This is a genomic window from Aliamphritea hakodatensis (genome assembly GCF_024347195.1).
Taxonomy (GTDB): domain Bacteria; phylum Pseudomonadota; class Gammaproteobacteria; order Pseudomonadales; family Balneatricaceae; genus Amphritea; species Amphritea hakodatensis.
This window is the reverse complement of record NZ_AP025281.1, coordinates 3,320,132-3,338,401: the sequence shown is the minus strand read 5'-3', so window position 1 is coordinate 3,338,401 and position 18,270 is coordinate 3,320,132. Positions and strand designations below refer to the sequence as shown.

Genomic DNA, 18,270 nt, shown 5'->3' with positions numbered 1-18,270 from the left:
GCCGGTTACTGGTTAACAAAGTGATTATAGATGGCGATTAATTCTGCTTCTTCAAAGCTGACAATGATCAGTTCCTGACCCGGGGTGATCAGATCAGGGTTCTGGCCAAGAATACCTTTCTGATAGTTATACACGTAGGTGTCTTTCACTTTGCGGTCCAGGATGGCCCCGAGGAATGAACTGCTGCGGTTTGCCAGACGCTCATCGGCTTCCCGGGGAATGTCGGCGGTCATCACTTTATCCTGAATACGGATGCCCTTAGCAAAGGTTTTAATCACACCGTGCTGGATAATGCCCCACAGACCCTGTTTGTCGCCGCCGGTGACCGCGTGAATAAAGAACACCTGATCTTTGGCGGTTTCCGGATTGTTCAGCAGTGCCTGCAGTTTAATCTGGTTATCCAGCTGGGCGATGGCTTCTTCGGTGGCGGCCTTGGTGCGGGAGACTACCTGTGGAGAAGGCTCTGAACCGTCTTCTTCATCACTGAACACAGTGACGATTTTGCGTTTGATGTTCTCAAATGAGAAGCCGGTGCTTTCTGGCTGTTTCGCTGCTGCCTGACCGCTGCTGGCAGGATCATCCAGTGACCGGGATTTGATCGGGCCGGTATCCACGGCAAAGGTTTTCGCGTTGTCTTCGTCTGCTACCGGTGCCTGGGTAGTGGCCGGGGTAATCAGTTGTTGTAAAGGCAGTTCCAGCAACTGGTCGACGGTTACAAAATGGTCGGCCTTCTGAATATCGATGGCTTCCTGCGGCGAACGGGTAACCTCTTCAATATGTTGTTTGGCAGCCTGTTTGGTCAGTTCATCTACCGGAGAGGCGATCACTTCTTCGAGGATGTTATCGCTGGCAGACAGCTGTGCTTCATCCACCGGCTGAACTTTGATGGTGCCGGTGATTGGTTTGTTGCTGCCGGTGTCCGGGGCTGAACTGGCTGGCGAGGGGGTGTCAGGTTGTGATGTTGGCTGGTCGCCCTGGCTGCTGTGCGTGACTTTGGGTAGCTGGCCGGATGTGGTCCGGTCTGATCCCTGGCTGGCGGGTTGAGGTGAAACAGCAGGTTGCATTGTCTGGTAGATATACACACCGGCAATCGCCAGAACGGCGATAACGGCTACGATAAGTAACGCACGCATTTCGGATTTCCTCGGCTGAATATAGTCTCAGACTAAAGCAGAAGCTGCTGACTTTAAAGATATAAATTATAAGTTTACGGGTATATCTTATACTCTGTAGTGGATTTTGAAGACGGATAATCTGCATGACTGAGAAAATTGAAGAGATTCTGCATTTCTGGTTTGGTGATTTGTGTGATGGCCTGGCGACCCCGGACCGGAAAAAACTCTGGTGGTATGGCGGGGAAGACGTGGATAACCTGATCCGCGATGCGTTTGGCCAGCGGGTCCGGCAGGCGCTGGCCGGTGAACTGGATGAATGGGCCCGGCAGCCCCGGGGCCGTCTGGCGCTGATTATTTTACTGGATCAGTTCAGCCGCAATATTTACCGTGGCAGTGCTGAGGCGTTTTCCGGAGACAGCAAAGCCGCGGCACTGAGCAAAGAGGGCATCGAACTGGGCCATGACCGGGCGCTGGAGCTGAGCGAGAAACTGTTCTTCTATATGCCGCTGGAACATGCGGAGTCACTGCAGGAGCAGGATCAGCATATTAAATGTCTGGAAAGCCTGTTCGGTGAAATGGGCATTGAGCACCGTCAGGTACTGGATAATGCGCTGGATTTCGCCCATGAGCACCGGGAGCTGATTGCCCGTTTTGGCCGTTTTCCATACCGCAATACGGTGCTGGGCAGGGAATCCACGCCGGAAGAACTTGCGTATCTGAATCAGCCCCATAAAACCTACGGACAGTAATCATTTCGGGCGGTTGTGCGTTGCATCACCCGGGAAAAGATATTAGGTTTGTAGAACGCCTGTACCGGGCGCCCGGCGGCTGATTGCCGGGGCAGATGTTACCCGTAATATTTAAGGAAAGATTTTGTCTGTGACAGAACAAAACCCACGTGAAGGCTGGTTTTCCCAGTTGCTGATGGCCGCTGCCGGTGGTGCTGTCGTGTGGATGGGGACGGTTTTCGGACTGCATGCCTATGAAGAGCAGGTTGCTGTGCAGGGAATCCGTGTGGCGCTGGAAGCGCAGGTCAGCGGGGTAAGCCAGCAGGCAGCTGACGGGGTAAACAGTATTGATGAACTCTGGCAGATGTATGCGGCCAGTGGTCTTGAACGGGCAGATTTTGACCGGGTTTCTCAGCCGGTCATTGATAGCCATTTCACCTTGTTACCTGAACTGATTGCCGGCCTGGCGGCGATACTTATTTTCTTTACGGTAAATTTGCTGGTGATGAACTGGCGGCGTAACCGCCGGTATGAGGCGCTGGTGGATGAGCATCAGCAGTCGCTGGAAATGAGCCGTGAACAGATCGAACAGGCCAGCGGCAAAGACCCGGCAACCGGGCTGGTGAATGCCAGCCAGTTCGAAATTTTGCTGGATATTGAATGCCGCCGTGCAGTGCGTGAGTTTACGCCGCTGTCATTAATTTTGCTGGAACCGGACGGTGAATATCTGAATGATTTACCGGAAGAAGATCATCCGGTAATGGCACAGTTACTGGCGGAAAATCTGCAACAAACGGTATTCCGTCCCGGCGACGTGATTGCCCGGATCAGTGACAACCGCTTTGCTCTGCTATTGCCGGCCACCAATGAACAGTCGCCACAGCTGGCGGAACGTCTGCGGCAGCAGGCTGCTGAAATTATTCTGGGCGGACAGCCAATGCTGCTGAGCCTGGGGGTGAGCACGATGCAGCCGTCGGCACAACTCAGTGCTGCGCATATTCAGCAGTTAACTGAAGACCTGCTGCAACAGGCGCAGGATAATGGCGGCAATCAGGTCAGCTTCAATACAGAACAGTCGCTGGAAGTACCAGTGACCTATTCAGACTGATTCTTCTTTTCCCATGTTAACCCGTGAATATCTGCAGCAGCTGTCGGCCTGTGCCGGCGCACGGCGGCAGCGCGCTCTGCTGGTTATCAGTGGTGAGCCTGACTGGCTCAATCAGCAGCTCAGCGGGCTGGACAAACCGGAAGGGTGCTTATGGCTGGGCAGTGATGCGTCGCCTTTAAACAGACCGGACGGTGTGGAATGTATCAGCCCGAAACAGGCCGGCAGCTGTCTGGGGCAGGAACGCCAGCGTCTGGTGGTCGATGCCTTTGCAGGGTTTAACCCGAATGCCTTTGGACAGGTCAGCGGTGTACTGGTGGCCGGTGGGCTGATGTTACTGCTGGTGCCACCGCTGGATGAGTGGCCGGGTTTTAACGATCCTGAGTTACAGCATATCGCGGTGGAGCCCTATTGCGCGGATGATGTTGGCCGGCGGTTTATCCGCCGTCTTGCTGGGGTGATTTCCGGCGACGACGCGCTGTATCTGATCCGTCAGGGGCAGCCGCTGCCGGGTATGCCTGATCTGCCTTTGCCGGAAGCCGGTGACCCATATAAAAACCCTTATCGCAGCCTGGAACAGCAGCAACTGGTTGAGCATCTGACCGCACAGTGCCTGTCAAAACGGCCGGCGGTGCAGGTGGTAACGGCCGACCGGGGGCGGGGAAAGTCAGCCAGTCTTGGCTTGCTGGCGGCCGCGCTCATTCAGCAGGGCGTTGCAAAAATCACTGTGGTGGCACCGGCTCTATCTGCCGTTGAAGCGCTGTTCAGTGCGGCGGCAGCGAACCTTGCTGAATGCCACGCTGAACCGGGTGCGGTATGCCTTGGGGATGCGTCAGTCCGTTTTTATCAGCCAGACCGTATGCTGGAAGTCATGCCTGAAACAGATGTTCTGCTGGTGGATGAGGCGGCAGCGATTCCGGTGCCGGTGCTGGCCCGCTTGCTGGCCGGTTATTCCCGGTGTGTATTTGCTTCAACAATTCATGGCTATGAAGGTACCGGACAGGGGTTTGCGGTACGTTTTAAAGGCTTGCTGAACAGCCAGCGCCCGGGCTGGCACGATCTGCGTCTGACGACGCCGGTGCGTTGGGCGGCGGGCGATCCGCTGGAAGTATTTACCTTTAAGGCGCTGATGCTGGCCGCTGAACCTGAGCCGTTGCATGACGACCCAGGGGCACTGACGGCCGCAATACAGGTGCGGTTACTTGACCGGGATGCGCTGGTGGCAGATGAGGCGCTGCTCAACGATGTTTTCGGCTTACTGGTACTGGCCCATTACCGGACTACGCCGGGGGATTTACGTATTCTGCTCGACAGCCCGAATCTGCAGGTCTGGGGGGCGTTTTCTGTCGCCGGCAATGAACTGCTCGGCACCATGCTGGTGGCGGAAGAAGGCCCGCTGGATGATGCTCTGGCAGCCGCTGTGTTTGCCGGTACCCGGCGGCCAAAAGGTCACCTTATTCCTCAGACCTTGCTTGCCCAGGAGGCGATTGCCGGGGCAGGACGGCTAAAAGGCTTGCGGATTATGCGCATTGCGGTGCGGCCGGAATTGCAGCGTCGCAGGGTAGCAGAACACATGCTGCAGCAACTGGAGCAGCATGCCGGTGAAAGGCATATGGACTGGCTGGGAACCGGCTTCGGGCTGACCCCTGAATTGCTGAGTTTCTGGCGGCATAACGGTTACCGGCTGGCCCGGATCGGCCTGACCCGGGACAGCGTGGGGGCAACCCACGGAGTCATTATGCTTAAGGCATGCAGTGGTGCCGGTGAAGGGGTGTTACTGGAGGCGCGGAACCGTCTGATCTGTCAGTTCAGCCCGTTACTGAGCAGTTATCTTCAGCATATGGAGGCCCGGCTGGTGGCAGATATTTTTGCCGATCTGGCTGTGGGGGCAGGTGAAAGCAGCGCTCTGCTGAGTCCGTCCGACGCCGCTGAACTGGGTTCATTTGCCGGGGCGCACCGGCAGTACGAAAGTTGCCAGTTTACCTTACGGCCATGGCTGTATCGCTGCGGGCTGGCAGGAAAACTGGCCGGGCTGAATGCTGCTCAGCGGCAGTTATTAATCAGCAAAGTGTTGCAGAATAAACACTGGGACGCCTGTCAGCAGAGGGGCGCGCCCGCCGTATCGCCACGCAACCTGCTGAAACAGTTGCGTGACGTCGTTGGGCAACTTCTGGATGAATGCCGGGCTGAGTAATCAGATTTGTGCCGGTAACAGGCTTACCGGGGTTTTGCCGCCGAGTATTTCCACCGTATCACCCACGCGGATCACTCCCTGATTACGGGGGATCAGGTTCTGGCCGAAGAACACTTCACCTTTTTCGTCGCGACGGTATTGCTTCAGGGTTTTTAACGGTTCTTTGAATTCATTGCGGATGCCGGTTTTCGGATCCACCGTGGTAAACACGCAGCGGCTGCAGGCTTCCACCACATCAAATTCAACGTCTCCGATCCGGATTTGCGACCAGCTGTCCTCGGCAAAAGGCGCGATGCTGCTGATTACAATGTTGGGCCGCATGTGGGCAAAGCTGATTGGGGCCGGGCACTTCGAATTCAGGTCATTCAGGGAACCCTGAGAGATCAGCAATAACGGGTAGCCGTCGGCAAAACTGACCGGCTGACCTTCATGACCGCTGACTTCCCGTTGTGACTGTTCACCGAAGTAGACGAGCTGGCAGTCTGTTTCCAGATAGGTACTGAACCACTGGTCGGCATCGGCCTGACAATGCTGCGCGCTGATTTCACTGCCCCAGACTTTTACATCCAGATACTGGTTGCTGAAGGCGGCATAGCTGATGTCCAGATCTGGCATTCCCGGGGCGCTGAGCAGCAGGCCGCCGGGGGTCAGGCTGGCTTCAGCCAGGACCAGTTTGGGGTGAGTACGGGCGGTGATAAACCGGCCTTTTACATCCCGCAGAATAAAGTCGCGGTCAAAGCTGAGACCCCGGGGGGATACGTGGCTGCGGTTCAGGCTGATGCCGGTGGTGGATTTGATCGGGTATACGTGTAACTGGCTGAGCGTACAGGTCATTTATTGCCTCGGTGGATCGGTGTAATTAGCCGGCTGAGAGTGAGCGGTGAACGTGCTTCAGCCAAATGATCATATTTTTGAGTGTAGCGATTACCACAGGGTAAATCAGCAAAATTTTCTATTTAAAGCAGGCTGTTATCGGTTAAAGTCTGGGTTTGATTTTGATTGTCACCCCGGACCGGAAACGCCCATGGATTTAACCACGAAACATATCGAAAAACTTGCCACCATGAAGATGCCGTTTGGCAAGTATCAGGGGCGGGTGCTGATGGATCTGCCGGAACCTTATCTGGTCTGGTTTTCCGGTAAGGGCTTTCCCGCCGGCGAAATCGGTATGTTGTTGCAGCTGTTATACGAAATAAAACTCAACGGTCTTGAGGATATCCTTGAACCGTTACGGCGACGTTAAAATACCGTACCCGGCAGGGAAATCAGCCGGTTTTTTTTCAGTGATCAGAAAGTAAGGCATTGTATGACCCCCGCAATTACGCTGGCAGAGAAGCGTGGCATTGTGCATCAGGTGCACAGTTATACCCATGATCCGGCATGTGCCTCCTATGGTGAGGAAGCCGCTGCGGCGCTGCAGATTGATCCTGCTCAGGTGTATAAAACCCTGATGGTGGCGCTTAACGGCGATAACAAGCAGCTGGGGGTCGCCATTGTGCCGGTTGCAGGCCAGCTGAATCTGAAGGCCGCGGCGAAAGCCTTTAAGGTTAAAAAGATTGCCATGGCAGACCCGCAGGCGGCGCAGCGAAGTTCCGGTTATCTGTTGGGGGGCATCAGCCCGCTGGGGCAGAAGAAAGCCCTGCCGACCCTGTTGGATAAAACGGCTGAGCACTGGCCGGCGGTGTTTGTCAGCGCGGGTAAACGGGGGCTGGAAATCGAGTTGGCGGCCAGCGATTTACTGTTACTGACCCGGGGGCAGTTTGCTGACCTGACGGGGTAAGTACACTGCCGGTGATGCCGGCAGGTCAGGCGTATAGTGCTGAAAAAGCCTGTGTTTTCAGGCGGTTTTTGACAGTTTGGTTTTGGCCGTGGTTGCTGAAGTGGGGGCCGCTGTCTCTTTGAAATCCGCCGCGTTCAGTTCATGTTTTGCCAGTAATTTATAGAAATCTGTCCGGTTCCGCTGGGCCAGCCGGGCTGCTTTGCTGACTTTGCCTGAGGTAAATGTCAGCATGCGGATCAGATAATTACGTTCAAATTCTGCCCGCGCCTGGCTGAATGAAGGGATCTGCGGGGCAATGTCTTCCAGTACCGCGAGGATCTCCCCGGCCTGAACGCTTCTGTCTGGCTGTCCACCTTCCTGTTCCTGAAGCAGGTTTTCCATGCAACGTTTCAGCTGGGCAACATTGCCTGCCCAGGGTTCGTGTAACAGTAACTGTTTGGCACTGTTGCTCAGGGTCGGGCGGCTGTCTTCACTGCGCAGAAAATATTCTGCCAGCAGGGGGATGTCTTCACTGCGGGACTGCAGATCCGGTACCTGCAGGCAGATGTCACTGATCTGGTAAAAGAGGTCGGCTGCCAGTTGTCCGCCGGTAAACAGCGCATCAGGATCACAACAGGTGGTGGCAATGATACGGGCCGGGGATTCACTCTGTTCCAGACAGACGCTGAGCTGGATCTGTAAACGGAAATCCAGTTGTTCAATATGCTGCAGTAACAGGGTTGTTCCGGGTTGCTCTGCGGCTGCCGCTACGTTCAGTTCCGGGTCGCCAAACAGGGTTTTACCGATCAGGCTGCCGGACAACTGAGCACAGTTCAGTTCGGTGAGCGGCTGGTCGGCAAACTTGCTGGCGGCGTGCAGGGTTCTGGCGATGCTGCTTTTGCCGCTGCCGGCAGCGCCGGTAATTGTCAGGTGATTGCTGGCGGCAGCAATGCGCCGGGTTTGCTGCAGTGTTGCCTGCATAGCCGGGCTGAGAACCGGGCCAAGGCGGGTGTTGAGCAGTTCGGGCTGGGCTGATTCAGTGCCGTGGAGCTGTTCACGGATGAGTGCCAGAACTTCCGCTTCCGGGACGGTTTTATCCAGCATCAGCAGCTTGTTTGCTGCAGCTTCAGCGACCTGCCCCAGCAGAATGGTTTTACGGATGGGAATAAGACTGAGTAATTCGTCCGAAAGTGGGGTCGAAAGGTCCACCAGTAACTGGTCAAACCTGTCCTGGCTATCCAGTTGGCGGATAGTATTTATATGACTGACGGCATATCCCTGAGCGCTGAGACACAGGTGCCAGCGACGGATAGTTTGCGGTGTATCTGCCAGTAACAGGATACGATGTTGCATCTGCATAATGGGGATTTTTCCTGAACGACCTATAATCATTGTAACCGATCCGTTTACGGCATCAATATACAGATGCGGTTTAAGGGGAATATTCCGGCTTTTTTTATCTTTATCTCAAGAAAGAAAGCTGCCCGCTAGAGGATGAGTCGGTTGGTTGTTAAGATACTGTATTTTTTAGTGTTTTTAAATCTGAGACAGAGCTGTAAAGGGGGTTCTGTGTGTCATTCTAACAGCGCAGCAAGGCTATCATATGACAAACGTTTCGCGATTGCCGGTCGCTGGCGGCTGTTTGAAACACTGTGCCTGCTGTTTCTGTTAGCGGGCTGTAAGCCGGTTACCCTGACGTCTGATCAGGCGCTTGAATTACGTGGCATTGTGCAGTTAAAAGATGATCAGTTACGTTTCCGTCCCTGTTTTGATACCGGCTGGTGGCCGCTGATTGATAATACGTCAGATGGCAGTGTGCAGCGGTTTTACCGCCAGTTAGGCGCTGATGGCCTGCCGGTGTATATGGAGTTTCTGGCGGCCCAGGCCGATGCACAGAACCGGGTCAGTGTTTCAGAATTACAGGTGGCCGGGGGAACTGAAAGCACCTGCTTCTTCGATTTGTCCAATGTCAGTTTCAGGGCGGCCAGTTCTTCACCTTACTGGGTGGCGGATATTCAGGAGAACGGTGTCCGGGTGCAGAGTGTTGAACCACTGGGCAGTTACAGTTTTCCGGTCAGCAGGCAACTCCCGGACGGTTCCGGCGCTGAAGCGTTTACTGCCGGTGCCCGCAGTAGCGGCGCGCTGAGCAGAGAGCAAACCTTTGCCAGTGTGGTGTCTGCCAGAGGCATTCCTGAGTTTAAAATCGCCCTTAAGCCCGGCCGGTGTATTGATCCGGAAAACGGCACCCTGCTGAATTTTCGCGCCAGTATGCTGTTGTATGGCAATGAATACATTGGTTGTGCACGGCAGGGGGAGCCGGCGGAAGATATGGTCAGTGGGTTTTATAAGTTTCGTACCGGCGATACTGAGGCATTATTAAAACTGCATAAAGATGGCCGGGTGAGTCTGGTTCACCGGCAGCAGAACCATGCGGTCACGGAACGGGGTACCTGGCAGTTGCTTGAGTCGCAGAAGCTGGTGCTGACGATGTCGGATGTGTCCGGGAAGGCCTTTTTGTTAATTTTTAAACGGCTGAACCGGGCAATGTATCAGTTGCAGGGCGGCAGGCTTGCCGGGCTGCCGGAAGGTGCCCGTTTTCAGCGCTGGATGCAAAGCCCGCTGGTCTGGCGTAATCAGCCGGAGGCTAAGCCCCGGGAAACAGCTGAACCACAGGTGTTATCCGAGGCAGATACTGCCGGGCAGAAGAATCAGTACAGCCAGGAAGTGCGGACTTTCAGTTTTGATGCAGTGACGGTGCAGGCAAATGAGCAGCCGGTTCAGGAAATTGAGCTGCTCGAGCTGGAATAGTTGCTAGCGTTTCATCAGTACATCTTTTGCCTGATTAATTTTCGCGGCCAGATAATCACTGCCACCCCGGTCGGGATGCATTTTCTGCATCAGACGGCGGTGGGCTGCAATGATCTCCTGTTCGCTGGCGCCTTTTTCCAGCCCCAGAATCTGATAAGCCTCTTCGACTTCGCTCAGAGGGGCGTCGCCGGTGTGCTGGTCGTCGTCCCGCCAGCTGTCTCCGAAGCGTTTATCCAGATAGGTTTCCAGCAGGCGGGCTGACTGCTGATCATGCTGGCGGCAATAATCAAGTAACTGCAGAAATTCCTGCTCGGTCATGTCGCCGAGCTGGCGGTCTTTCAGCGGGCCTTCCAGCACGGTGCCAAACATAATGCCGCTGTCATGATCCAGCTCCATATGCAGGATCGGGGTGTCTACCGCTGAGGTATTGCCTCCCTGACGGTTGCGTCTTTGCTGCAGAAAACGGCCAATAAATGGCAGGAAGGGCCACAGCCTGCGAATAAAAGGCAGGGCCACGGCAACGGCTGCGCCCAGCCAGTGCAGTTTACCGGCCAGAATCAGATAAAAAATCAGAATGCCGAGAATGAAGATCAGCAACTTTATATTGGTCTGGCGGCGCTGTTGTGGGGGTTGCCGGCGGGTCCAGATAAACCAGACAGCAAACAACGCGCTGAGAATAAAAAAGTAGACTGGATTCACGGCAGATTCCCGGGTTAATTATTTGTGCCCCAGTTGCTGACTGAGGCGTTTTACTTCGCCGCCGGCCTGGTCTGCAAAATGTTCCAGTGCCTGACGACCGCCAGCGGCATAAACCGCCACGGCGCTCAGTAGCGCCCGCAGCTGGGCAACACTGCTGCTGTCAAAACGGCAGTAAGCGCCGTTTGATACTTTGGCCATCTGACGGAAAGCCTGGGCAGCGGTTATATCACGGCCTTCATGAAAAATAAAAATCGGCGTGCCTAATAATCCGGCCTGACCGGCCAGCTGACAGAGAAAATCCACCGGTTCTTCAACACAGTCTCCGACAAATACCAGCGCCTGTACCGGTTGCTGACGTATTTCGCGGAGTACATGCTGCAGGAGCCGGGCTATCTGGGTATGGCCGCCGATACAGTGGACGTTACGCATCTGGCTGAGCAGGGCATCCGGGGTGTTCATCCACTCAGATGCGGCGAAATGATCAAAGCCGGCATAATGGCAAAGTTGTATTGAGATGCCCCCCAGTGACTGACATTCCAGAAACATCTGGTTCTGGATCTGGCAGGCCTGATCCCAGGTGCGTTCCCGGCTGGCGGTGGCGTCCAGTGAAAAAATCAGCCGCCCCTGACCGCCGGAGCTGATGATTGCCGGACTTTTCTGAACCTGTTCCAGAAAAGCTTCAATTTCCTGGTTACTGGAGGTTTTCTGTGGCAAAGATGACTTGTCTGACATGCGCTGGCTCCGTGATTGTCGGTGCAGGCGGGTTTCCTGCGGGCCTCTTTCAAGTATAGAACGGTGGGATGAAAAGAAGTTTCCCCGGATTTTTCAGCCGGGCAGGCTTTCATGACTGATCAGGGTATTGAGTCATGCTGCTAAGTGCAAACCCGGGCAGTGCGTTGCCCGGGCCGGGGGAGCGGCTCTGTGCTGGCTCAGGTGATGGTCAACTCAGTGGTCAGTGGTCAGTCATTGCTGACCGGGTCACCGATATAACGCTGGCGCTTTTTGTCTTTCAGATAGTGCATATCGACCAGTACCAGACCGTCGATACAGTGGTTGAAACCGGCGTCGACACCGAAGTCCAGAAAGCGCACCCCGCCGGCATGGCAGACATCCGCATACTGTTTATAGAGCGTCGGAACTGTCAGGTTCCAGAAATCCATCTGGTGTTTGAGCTCCCTGAAATCATCTTTGTAGTTATCACCGCTGAACACTGCCTGCCACTGTGCTTCTGTGGCAGGGTCCGGTTGGTAAGGCGTATGGGAGGCTGCAAGATTATCCGGGTCCGGAAAATAGTGCCGGTAAAAACTCACCAGCAGATTCTTGGCATCATCAGGATAGGCATTGCTCAGGCTGACCGGGCCAAACATATAGCGCACCTGCGGATGGCGTTTCAGGTATGCGCCAATGCCGTACCAGAGATAATCCAGACTGCGTTTGCCCCAGTACTGAGGTTGCACAAAGCTGCGCCCCAGCTCGATGCCCTGCTGAAAATAGGGCTGCATATTGTCTGAGTAACTGAACAGGCTGGCGCTGTAGAGATGTTGCTGGCTGTTACCGGGCTGCTGACGCCAGATTTCAGCCAGACGGTACGCGCCGGCGATTTCCAGATTTTCATCGTCCCAGAGTATCAGATGGCGGTAATGGGGATCATAGTGGTCGAGATCTGTCCGTTCTCCGGTGCCTTCACCCACCCGGCGAAATGCTATCTCCCGCAGTCGCCCGATTTCGGCGATGACCGCGGAGTCGGCCCGGTAATCAAACAGATAGATTTTCTTGCCGTCAGCGGTTTCGCCCAGCAATTCGCTGCCCCGCAGTTCCTGTTTCAGGGCCTGCCGGTCCTGCGGATGGCTGATGGTTTTCTCAGTGATGAATAAAGGCTTTTTGCCCCTGGCCAGCCGGTAAAGATGACGCCTGATCAGTTTTACTTTTTCCCGGTTATTCAGGGGCAGCTTGTCAATCTGGCTATAGGCAACCGGTTCGCCAACTTTAATCGGTAAAACGGCAGCGTGTTTGTTGAACATTTCATGGGGTAACAGCACCGAAGACATACTCCGGTTTATCATTGATAAGCCGTAAAACAGCGGTGAGTTTTTCCCGCCGATGTATACCGGCAGCACGGGACTGTTAGTCTGGCGGGCAAAGCGCAAAAAGCCACTGTTCCATTTGCTGTCTTTAATGCCGGTCAGTCCTGCTCGGGAAACTTCGCCGGCGGGAAAGACGATCACCGCTTCTTCATTGCGCAGGGCCTCAGTGATATTGGCGATGTCCTGCTTGCGGGTTGTTTTACTGATGTTATCGACCGGCAGTAATACCGGTGCCAGCGGGGCGAAGTTTGCCAGCATGTCGTTGGCGATAATTTTTACATCACGGCGGACTTCGCCCACCAGTTTGATCAGAGCCAGACCGTCCAGCGCCCCCAGTGGGTGGTTGGCGATTATCACGACCCGGCCGCTGGCGGGGATATTCAGGCGGTCAGTGTTACTCAGGCTGTAGCTGAAGTTAAAGTAATCCAGCACCCGGTCAATAAACTCAAAGCCTTCGCAGTGACTGTGCTGTTCCAGAAAGCTGTTGACTTCAGATTCATGGAACAGCCGCCGCAGACAATATAAAGCAGGCCTGCGGACCGGTGCCGGTTTGGTCATGAAAGCGGGGTATTTATCACGGATGATCTGTTCGACATTGATCACGGAATCTGAACCTTAATCTGCGTGGAAAAGTAGCAGATAATGTAGAGTTACCCGGTGACAGTTCGCTTGCCGGTTTATGACATTCCGGTTAAATCCCCTGTTAATTCAGGGCAGCAGGGTACCCGCTTAGGTGAACAGGGGCTTTACAATTGGCTGTCTTGCCTATAGTTTCAGGTAAATTGATGCGATGCGTCGGACGTTATCTTTATTCATTGTGTATTGGTTGTATTGCCGGGCTTCCGGCAGAATCAGACGCCAGCATCCAGACTAAGAGTGTCTGCCGGCTTTAGTAGCTTGGTTATCCGGATCTGAAGGGCACTCCGAAAAGGACTTATTGTGACCTCTGATCTTATTGATACGGATGCTTCACGGTTATTTCAGCAGTTGATCGATGGAGTGGCTAACCTGTATGACGAAGCCTTTTTTCAGGGGCTGGTTAACGGGTTGGCAAAAGCACTGGGTGCTGACCTGGCAATGGTGTCTCTGCTGGATCACGAAAACCCGAATAACGCCACCAGTCTGGCGCTTCGCCTTGACGGCGTACCTGCCGCGAACATTTATTATCGTCTTGAAAATACCCCCTGTTTTGACCTGAAAGGGCGAAAGGTCCTGTATATCCCTGAGGGTGCCATGATGCGTTATCCCCAGGCGGATATGCTTAACAGGCTGGAGATGGACGGTTATCTTGGTATTCCCCTGTGTGATCATGACGATCGGCCCATGGGTAACCTGCTGGTTGCCTCCCGCGGGCGGCTTAAGGTGGCCTCCGGGCTGATGCGTTTATTACCGGTGCTGATTAACCGGGTTGAATCTGAACTTACCCGGCTGAGCCTTTCCAAACGCCTGCGTGACAGCAATGATCAGTTACAGCGTATTCAGAGCCTCGCCAGCCTCGGCGGCTGGACGCTTGACGTGCAGAGCCGGCAGCTCAGCTGCTCGGCGCAGGCACGGAGCCTGTTCGGGCTGCACTCCCAGCGCAGTGCCTTTTTAAGTGATGTACTTGAGAAACTGTTTACTGAAGACCGTGAACAGCTACAGGGCCTGACGGAAAAGGTGCTGACCCGCAAGTTGATGGATACCTGTCTGGTGCGGCTGAAGCACCCGACCGGCTCGACCCGCTGGTTGCATATTCAGGCGGAGCCGGTAACCGACCCTTTCAGGGAAGTGACCCTGATCAGAGGGGTTGTTCAGGATATGACCGAACTGATTAACAGCCAGAATCAGGTCATAGATAACGAGATGCGCTTCCGGGCGCTGGTCGACGCATCGCCCTACGGCATCATTGAGATCAACCTTGAAGGGGTGGTCATTTTTGCCAACCCCAAAGCCCACCAGATATTTGCCTATCCGCCGGACCGGATGGTAGGCCGGTCAATCAGTGAAACCATGCTGACAGAGGAACGGGAGTATTACAGCCGGAAACTGACCCGGATGGTGGATGAGTTCCCCCACCTGGATACTTACAGCCGCAAAGGTATCCGGCAGGACGGCAGTGTGATCGATATTCAGGTGAATATTAATTACCGGCTGAATGAGCAGGGTAAAACCCGCGGCTTTGTCGGGTTTATTTCCGATATCACCAGCCGTAACCGCCGGGAGCTGAAGTTACGCCAGCTATCGACGGTGGTTGAACAAAGCCCGTCCGCGATTCTGATTACCAACCAGCAGGGCGTTATCGAGTATGTGAATCCGGCCTTTGAAGCCAGCACGGGCTATGACAGCCAGGTTGCGATTGGCGAAACGCCGCGGATTCTGAAATCCGGCAAAATGCCGGAGCATATTTATGCCGGCCTGTGGGAAAATCTGCATCAGGGATTGCCGTGGCGGGGAGAGCTGCTGAATCACCGGGCGAATAAAGAAGAGTTCTGGGCGCTGACCAGCATTGCGCCGATTACCGGCGATGATCATCAGATCACCCATTATGTCTGCATCATGGAAGATATAACCCGGCATAAACAGCAGGAACAGCAGCTGGCGTTTCAGGCCAAATATGATGCGGTCACAGGATTACCGAACCGGATGGTTGCGATGCAGCGCCTGACGAACAGTATCAAGCTGGCAAAAAAGCGGGGTACCCATGTACTGGTTATATTCATCGATCTGGATCACTTTAAACGTATCAATGACAGTTTCGGACACAGTACCGGTGACCGTTTCCTGAGCAGCGTGGCAGAACTTCTGAAAGAAGCTGTCCGCAGCGAAGATATCATCGCCCGGTTTGGCGGGGATGAGTTTCTGCTGATCATGGATGATATCGACGAAATTTCCGTGGCAGAGCGGATCATTGAAAAAGTACTCCGGGCCTTCAATGCGCCGGTGTACATTGATGAGCATGAATTGTTTGTCACGGCGTCTCTGGGAGGCGCTGTTTATCCGCAGGACGGGGACAGTGCAGAAACCCTGCTGCGCAACGCGGATGCTGCGATGTACATTGCCAAGTCCAGAGGCCGTAACGATTACCACTTCTTTACACCTGAAATGAACCAGCATGCCCAGCAGCAGATGATCATGGAAACTCATTTGCAGCGGGCGCTGGAATTTGAAGAGATGAGCCTGCACTTTCAGCCCATCACCTGTAGCCGGCGAAGTGAGATCGTTGCCTGTGAGGTACTGTTACGCTGGCACAGCCCGGTGCTGTCCAATGTCAGCCCGGATGACTTTATTCCACTGGCGGAAGACCTTGGCCTGATTAATGAGCTGGGTGAGTGGGTGATTGAGCGGGCGCTGGAACAGTATCTGAAGTGGCGCAGTTCGCTGCCGGATGATTTCCGGATGTGTATCAATGTGTCGCCCAAACAGTTTCAGAAAAACGGCTTTGCTGACTGGTTGCTGGCATTACTGGAACAGCATCAGTTGTCACCGCAGGTACTTGAACTGGAAATTACCGAGGGCCTGTTGCTGAACCGCTGGTCGGAAGTGGATGAGCAGATACAGAAGATTACCGGGGCCGGTATTCGTTTATCCATCGATGATTTCGGGACAGGTTTTGCTTCTATCAGTTATTTACGCCGCTATTCATTTAATACCCTGAAAATTGATAAGTCTTTTGTCGCCGCCTCACTGACGGATTCTGCCGATGCGGCGCTGATCCGTTCGGTGATTGCACTGGCCCAGGGGATGGGGTTAACCACCGTGGCTGAAGGGGTTGAAACCCCGGAACAGGCAGAGCTTCTACAGCAGCTCGGCTGTGACCGAATGCAGGGGTTTCTGTACAGCAAACCCGTCAGTCAGGAGCTTTTCATACACCTGATCCGGTCATCTGAAGACGTGCAGCCTGCTTAGCAGCCCGTTTTTCTGTCTCTCCTGATGTTTCTTTGCCGGAAATTTTTCTGGGGCTCCTAGCATTCGTGCTGCAAAATTATTATTCTTGAGTCAAGCGTAACGGTCTTTCTTGCAGAAGGGCTAAAGGGATAAACGCTGTTGGTACTGCGCATGCAGTGAAATACCAGGACCTCTAAAGGGATGTAGAACTCATCATGAAAAAATTCAATTCCGCCTTTGCTCGCCGTTTAGTTATTTCTCACCTTGTTAACACGATTGAACGCCCCAGTGTGCCTGCGCTGATGCAGGAAACCGGCTGGCCACGCCGCACCATTCAGGACGTCATTAAAGCGATCCCGGGGCTGGGGATCAAAATTCATTTTAAGCAGGATGGCCGCCGAAATAACGATGGCTACTATGTGATTGATAACTGGGGCCCGTTTGATCCGGCCTGGGTCGGCAGCCACCTGAAATCACTTGAGTCTTCTTTAAAGCGTCATTAAGCGCCATACAGAATCTGACCGGAAAAGGGATGAAAACAGTGCACAGCTAAAATGCTTTGCACTGTTTTTTTATACAGTGAGTTGCATTACACTTAGGCCATCAGCTCTGATTGTGTAACGTAATTTATGTCTGACGAAAAAGGGACATCAGGCCCGCCACGTAAAATCATCCATTGTGACTGCGACTGTTTTTTTGCCGCCGTTGAAATGCGCGATGATCCTTCTCTGAGAAATATACCCATTGCTATTGGCGGCGCGTCAGACCGCAGAGGCGTTATCTCTACCTGTAATTATCCGGCCCGGGAATTCGGTATCCATTCGGCTATGTCGACCGCCAAGGCGCTGGTGAAATGCCCGCATTTGCATTTACTGCCCGGTAATATGGAAAAATACCGTCAGGCATCGCAGCAGATTATGGCCATTTATCAGGATTACACTGACCTGATTGAACCCCTGTCGCTGGATGAAGCCTTTCTGGATGTCACCGGTTCAGAACATTGCGGCGGCAGTGCGACCCGTATTGCTGAAGAAATCCGCGCCCGGGTATTTGCTGAGGTCGGCATTACCATTTCTGCCGGGGTGGCAGGGAATAAGTTTCTGGCTAAAATCGCCAGTGACTGGCGTAAACCGGATGGCCTTTTTGTGGTGCCGCCCTATGAAATGGAATCTTTTATTGAAACCCTGCCGGTGGCAAAGATATTCGGCGTGGGCAAGGTAACTGCGGCAAAGCTTCATGAAATGGGCATTGAGACCTGTGGCCAGTTAAAGCAGTTTTCGCTGGCACAGCTGGTTGACCGTTTCGGCCGTTTCGGTAAACGCTTATATGAGCTGGCCCGGGGCATTGATGAGCGGCCGGTAAAGGTATCCCGTGAGCGTAAATCAGTCAGCGTTGAACATACCTATCCGCAGGACCTGAAGGACCTGAATACCTGTTTGCAGCAATTACCGGTGCTGATGCAGGAATTGCAGCGCCGCTATCATAAACATAAAGATAAACGGGATATCAGCGGGGCGGTTGTAAAGCTGAAGTTTCATGATTTTTCGCAAACCACGGTTGAGCAGGCGACACCGACGCCAAACCTCGCACTTTACCGGCATTTATGCGAGCAGGCCTGGCAGCGTGGCGAACGCCCGGTAAGGCTGATCGGTCTGGGTTACCGGCTGGTGGAGCATAAACCCCGGCAGGGCGTACAGCTGAGTCTGTTCGACTGAGTCCGTCCCCTGAGCGCCGATGCGCATCCTATGATGCCACTGCATAACGGTTGTCATAATTTCATGGTTAAATCCTCCGGCAAATTTCAATTGGCGCTGTCATTGCAGTGTTGCGATGTTATATAATCCTGCGCCTTTCTTGCGTCATTTGTACCCGAACAGCCCGGTTTAGCCGGTTCGCTGTCGCTACAGGTGTAAT

15 protein-coding genes are annotated in these 18,270 nt (G+C 54.1%); 9 read left to right on the top strand and 6 right to left on the bottom strand.

The annotated features are described in order from the left end of the window. Positions 1-5: 5 nt before the first annotated feature. Entirely contained in the window at positions 6-1,133 is a 1,128-nt protein-coding gene (locus tag PCI15_RS15440) for a hypothetical protein (protein ID WP_271270834.1), read from the bottom strand. A 125-nt stretch (positions 1,134-1,258) separates the two neighbouring features. Between PCI15_RS15440 and PCI15_RS15435 the strand changes: the two genes are divergently transcribed. From PCI15_RS15435 to PCI15_RS15425, 3 genes are all read left to right on the top strand, one after another. Further along, on the top strand, positions 1,259-1,864 hold the full coding sequence (locus PCI15_RS15435; protein ID WP_271270833.1) for a DUF924 family protein: 606 nt from the start codon (positions 1,259-1,261) through the stop codon (positions 1,862-1,864). 130 nt (positions 1,865-1,994) lie between these two features. After that, a complete protein-coding gene (locus PCI15_RS15430) occupies positions 1,995-2,951 on the top strand; it encodes a GGDEF domain-containing protein (protein WP_271270832.1) in 957 nt (318 codons plus the stop codon). Between the two features lie 13 nt (positions 2,952-2,964). Then, a complete protein-coding gene (locus PCI15_RS15425) occupies positions 2,965-5,142 on the top strand; it encodes a tRNA(Met) cytidine acetyltransferase TmcA (protein WP_271270831.1) in 2,178 nt (725 codons plus the stop codon). Here PCI15_RS15425 and PCI15_RS15420 read toward each other — a convergent pair whose 3' ends face one another. After that, a complete protein-coding gene (locus tag PCI15_RS15420; protein WP_271270830.1) occupies positions 5,143-5,976 on the bottom strand; it encodes an MOSC domain-containing protein in 834 nt (277 codons plus the stop codon). Between the two features lie 190 nt (positions 5,977-6,166). Here PCI15_RS15420 and PCI15_RS15415 point away from each other — a divergent pair, with 190 nt between their 5' ends. Further along, positions 6,167-6,385, top strand: a complete 219-nt coding sequence (locus PCI15_RS15415) for a DUF3820 family protein (protein WP_271270829.1) — start codon at positions 6,167-6,169, stop codon at positions 6,383-6,385. Between the two features lie 63 nt (positions 6,386-6,448). Further along, positions 6,449-6,922 carry a Cys-tRNA(Pro) deacylase gene (gene ybaK / locus PCI15_RS15410; protein ID WP_271270828.1) on the top strand — a complete coding sequence of 158 codons (474 nt, stop codon included), beginning with the start codon at positions 6,449-6,451 and terminating at the stop codon, positions 6,920-6,922. 57 nt (positions 6,923-6,979) lie between these two features. Here ybaK and PCI15_RS15405 read toward each other — a convergent pair whose 3' ends face one another. Then, entirely contained in the window at positions 6,980-8,260 is a 1,281-nt protein-coding gene (locus tag PCI15_RS15405) for a sigma 54-interacting transcriptional regulator (protein WP_271270827.1), read from the bottom strand. A gap of 210 nt (positions 8,261-8,470) precedes the next feature. Here PCI15_RS15405 and PCI15_RS15400 point away from each other — a divergent pair, with 210 nt between their 5' ends. After that, on the top strand, positions 8,471-9,709 hold the full coding sequence (locus tag PCI15_RS15400; RefSeq protein ID WP_271270826.1) for a hypothetical protein: 1,239 nt from the start codon (positions 8,471-8,473) through the stop codon (positions 9,707-9,709). A gap of 3 nt (positions 9,710-9,712) precedes the next feature. Here PCI15_RS15400 and PCI15_RS15395 read toward each other — a convergent pair whose 3' ends face one another. The 3 genes from PCI15_RS15395 to olsF form a co-directional block, all read right to left on the bottom strand. Next, complete coding sequence (locus PCI15_RS15395) at positions 9,713-10,408, bottom strand: DnaJ domain-containing protein (protein WP_271270825.1); 696 nt, start codon at positions 10,406-10,408, stop codon at positions 9,713-9,715. Between the two features lie 18 nt (positions 10,409-10,426). Continuing rightward, positions 10,427-11,140: a VWA domain-containing protein gene (locus PCI15_RS15390; protein WP_271270824.1), complete on the bottom strand. Its 714-nt coding sequence runs from the start codon at positions 11,138-11,140 to the stop codon at positions 10,427-10,429. A gap of 227 nt (positions 11,141-11,367) precedes the next feature. Beyond that, entirely contained in the window at positions 11,368-13,095 is a 1,728-nt protein-coding gene (gene olsF, locus PCI15_RS15385) for a bifunctional ornithine lipid synthase OlsF (RefSeq protein WP_271270823.1), read from the bottom strand. A 336-nt stretch (positions 13,096-13,431) separates the two neighbouring features. Here olsF and PCI15_RS15380 point away from each other — a divergent pair, with 336 nt between their 5' ends. From PCI15_RS15380 to dinB, 3 genes are all read left to right on the top strand, one after another. After that, on the top strand, positions 13,432-16,377 hold the full coding sequence (locus PCI15_RS15380) for a sensor domain-containing protein (RefSeq protein ID WP_271270822.1): 2,946 nt from the start codon (positions 13,432-13,434) through the stop codon (positions 16,375-16,377). Positions 16,378-16,571: 194 nt separating this feature from the next. Next, positions 16,572-16,859 (top strand): helix-turn-helix domain-containing protein, encoded by a 288-nt coding sequence (locus tag PCI15_RS15375; protein WP_271270821.1) that lies wholly within the window; start codon positions 16,572-16,574, stop codon positions 16,857-16,859. A 126-nt stretch (positions 16,860-16,985) separates the two neighbouring features. Beyond that, positions 16,986-18,071, top strand: coding sequence for a DNA polymerase IV (gene dinB, locus PCI15_RS15370; protein ID WP_271270820.1), 1,086 nt, complete (start codon positions 16,986-16,988; stop codon positions 18,069-18,071). Positions 18,072-18,270 lie beyond the last annotated feature (199 nt).